4 protein-coding genes are annotated in these 3,450 nt (G+C 75.1%); all 4 read left to right on the top strand.

Annotated elements, in window-relative coordinates:
- A partial coding sequence (locus ACXJKG_RS20200) for a GDP-mannose 4,6-dehydratase (RefSeq protein ID WP_456847510.1) occupies positions 1–360 on the top strand: 360 nt, incomplete at its 5' end.
- A gap of 10 nt (positions 361–370) precedes the next feature.
- Positions 371–1,201 carry a glycosyltransferase family 2 protein gene (locus ACXJKG_RS20205; protein WP_456847511.1) on the top strand — a complete coding sequence of 277 codons (831 nt, stop codon included), beginning with the start codon at positions 371–373 and terminating at the stop codon, positions 1,199–1,201.
- On the top strand, positions 1,198–2,484 hold the full coding sequence (locus tag ACXJKG_RS20210; RefSeq protein WP_456847512.1) for an O-antigen ligase family protein: 1,287 nt from the start codon (positions 1,198–1,200) through the stop codon (positions 2,482–2,484). The genes ACXJKG_RS20205 and ACXJKG_RS20210 overlap by 4 nt, the downstream gene beginning before the upstream one ends.
- On the top strand, positions 2,477–3,450 hold a 974-nt coding region (locus ACXJKG_RS20215; protein WP_456847513.1), incomplete at its 3' end, for a hypothetical protein. The genes ACXJKG_RS20210 and ACXJKG_RS20215, both read left to right, overlap by 8 nt.

Consider the following 3,450-nt stretch of genomic DNA (forward strand, 5'->3'; position numbering starts at 1 on the left):
GCGGTGCGCGACGGCCGGCCGATCACGCTGTACGGCACGGGCGAGCAGATCCGCGACTTCACGTTCGTCGACGACGTGGTCGAGGCCAACGTGCTGGCGGCGACCGAGCAGGTCCGGCCCGGCACCGTGCTGAACATCGCCGGCGGCACCAACGTCACGGTCAACGAGGTCCTCTCGGTCATCCACTCGGTCACCGGCCGGGAGGTCCTGGTCGAGCGGTACCCGACCGTCGACGGCGACGCCTGGCGCACCGGCGGCGACGCCTCGGCCGCGCGCGACCTGCTCGGCTGGAAGCCGAAGGTCAGCGTCGAGGAGGGGCTCGCCCGCCAGTGGGAGTACATCGGGGCCGGTGGTGGCTGACGTCACCTGCGTGATCCCGACCCACGGCCGCGACCCCCTGCTCGCCGAGGCCGTCGCGTCCGTGCTGGGCCAGGACCTCGGCGCGGACGTCCGTCTTGTGGCCGTCGTGGTGAGCGACGACCTGGGGTCGGGGGCCACGGAGTCCGTCGTCGCGGGGCTGGACGAGGCGTCCGACGTGCCGGTGCGCTACCTCGACTCGTCCGGGCAGCAGGCCGGTACGGCGGGTGCGTCCCGCAACGCGGGCACGGTCCTCGTGCAGTCCGAGCTCGTGGCGTTCCTCGACGACGACGACCTGTGGGACCCGGCCTTCCTGCGCCTGACGGTCGGCGCGCTCGAGGAGGGCGGGAACGACTTCGCCGTCGCCTGGACCCACGCCGACGCGCCGGGCTACCGGATGGCCCGGATCGAGCCCGGCCTGCACGCCAAGGACGTCGTCGCGCGCAACCCGGGCTTCGTCGGCTCCAACTTCGTCATGCGCACCGCGGCGTTCCGCAGCCTCGGCGGATTCGACCCCGTGCTGCCGGTCTCCAACGACAAGGACCTGCTGGTCCGCGCGCTGTCCGCCGGGCTCACGTACGCGGTCGTGCCCGAGCTGCTGGTGACCAACCGCGTGCACGGCGAGGGCCAGCTGACGGACAAGACCCAGCGGCGGCTCGACGGCATCCAGCTCTACGCGCGCAAGCACGCCGCGCTGCTGACCCGGCGCGACCGCAACTACCTGCGTGGTCAGGCGGCGGACGTCCGCCGGGTGATCGGCGCCAGTGCCCCCGCGCGGTGGTGGTCGACGGTCACGGTGGTGGGGCACCGCGCGGTGGGCGCCCTGCTCGGGGACGGCCGGTGATCGGCCGCGTCCTCGACCGTCTCCTGGACCGTCGAGATGCTGTGCTCGTCGTCGGTGTCTGGCTGGMGGCCGCCCTTCCCCAGCTCGCGATCCTGCTGACCGAGGGGCGGGGCTTCCAGCCGATCACGGACGGTGCCGACGAGGGCGGCGCGCTCGTGCAGGGGCTGACCACGGCCTGCAACGTCGGCCTGCTGGCGCTGTGCGTGGCGATCGTCGTGCTGGGCTTCCGCACCGCGCCATGGGAACGCTGGCCGCTGCTCGCGCTGCTGCTCCTGCCGTGGGTCGTCGTCGTCGCGACGGGCCTCGCCGTCTCCTCGCGGCCCGAGACGATGGCGGTCCTGTACCCGGCGGTGGTCACCAGCGCGTGGGTGATTCGGATCTCCTGGCGCGCGGTGCCGGTGCTCGGGTGGATCACCGCCGCGACCGCCGCCGTGAGCATCGTCGCGGGCCTGGTGCTGCCCGACCTCGCGCGCTACCAGGACTACGCCGGGGCCGACGCGGAGAAGGCCGGACCGATCGGCATCCTCGCGGGGCTGCTGCCCTCCGGGAACAACCTCGGGCTCGTGCTCGCCGTGGGCATCCCGTCGGTGCTCGCGCTGCGCGGTGCATCCCGGATCGTCGCGGGCTCGCTGGTGCTCGTCGCGCTGGTCTGGTCGTACTCGCGCGGCGCCTGGCTCGCGGCCGTCGTCGTGCTGCTGGCCGCCGGCGTGCTCGCACTGGTCCCGCTGCGTCGCCGGAGCCTGGTCGCCGGGCTCGGCATCGGGGCGGTCGCGCTGGCGGCCGTCGCGCTGCCGCTGGTCACGACGTCGGCGAGCGCGATGGCGAACCGCGGCGGTTACTGGATCGCGGGCCGCGACGAGTTCGCGCAGGCCCCGCTGGTCGGTCACGGCTGGGACTTCTACGACCAGCTGGCGCACTCGTCGGCCGGCCTCGGCGGGTACGCGTACCACGCGCACAACGAGTTCATGCAGCTGCTGGTCACCGGCGGGGTCCTGCTCGTGGCGGTCGTGGGCGCGCTGCTGGTGGTCGGTGCCGTCCGGGCGGTCCGCGCCGCCGGCCTGGGGGACTCGTGGCCGGCGCTGACCGTCGCCGCGATCGTCGCGGCCGGGATCGTCGAGGTGCCGTTCGGGGTGGTCGACCGCGCGATGTACTGGCCGTACGTGCTCCTGCCGCTGTGCGTCGTGCTGCTCGGGCACCCGCGGCCCACCGAGGGCGAACGGGTGGACGTCGGCGACGGGGTATCCGACGCGGTCGCCGCAGGGCAGGGTGGTCCTCGTGCGTGACGTCCTCGTCTCGGCCCGCGGGCAGACCGACAACCTCGGTGACTCGGTGCTGCGCCGCGGCCTGCTGGACGCGCTGCGGCCGCTGGGTCGGCTGGTGGTGAACGTCGACGGCATGCCCGACGGGTACGTGGGCGCGCTCGGGCTGCAGGCGCAGGACGTGCTGGTCCGCGACCGCCGTGACTGGGCCCGCCGGTCCGCCTCCGGCGCGTGGCACGGCGCCGTGTACGGGTTCAACGCGGGGGAGACCTACGCGACCGCGGGCTACGCCGGACACCTGCTCAAGACCGCCCCGCTCGTCCTGGCGAGCCGGCTGCGCGGGGGTGCCGGGCTGCACGTCGGCCTCGGGCTGCGCGCGCCGCACCGGCTGTGGGGTCCGGTCCTCAACGTCGCCCTCCTGCCCTGCTCGGTCGTCGCGTGGCGCGACGCCGAGAGCCGGTCCTGGGTGGGCCGCGGGGTCGTGGCGCCCGACTGGGGCTACGCGTTCGGGACGCCCGACCTCACGGCGGCCCGCCACGGCGACGACCGCCCGGTGCTCGCGGTCTCCCTGCGCGGTGATCGTCCGGCCCCGGGCCGGGCGTGGACCGACACGGTCCGGGCCGTCGCGGACGCTCGTTCGCTCGACGTCGTCGTGGTGCCGCAGGTGGGCCGGGACCTGCCGCGCGCGCGGGATCTGGCGACCGCCCTCGGCGGCGAGCTCGTCGCGTGGGACGGGGTCGACCACGCCGCCGCGGAGAAGGTGGTGCGCGACGTGTACCGGCGCGCCTCGTTCGTCGTCAGCGACCGGTTGCACGCGCTCGTCCTCGGGCACACCGAGGGGGCGGTCCCGGTGGGCCTGGCCCCCGGCAGCGCCGGCAAGCTCACGCGGAGCCTGGCGACCGTCGGCACGACGGGCGTCGCGTTCAGCACGGACGGGGTGGGCGTCGACGAGGCCGTGGCCCGCATCGACGCCCTCGACGCCCGCCGGCC

Source organism: Cellulomonas sp. P5_C6, from assembly GCF_054049635.1.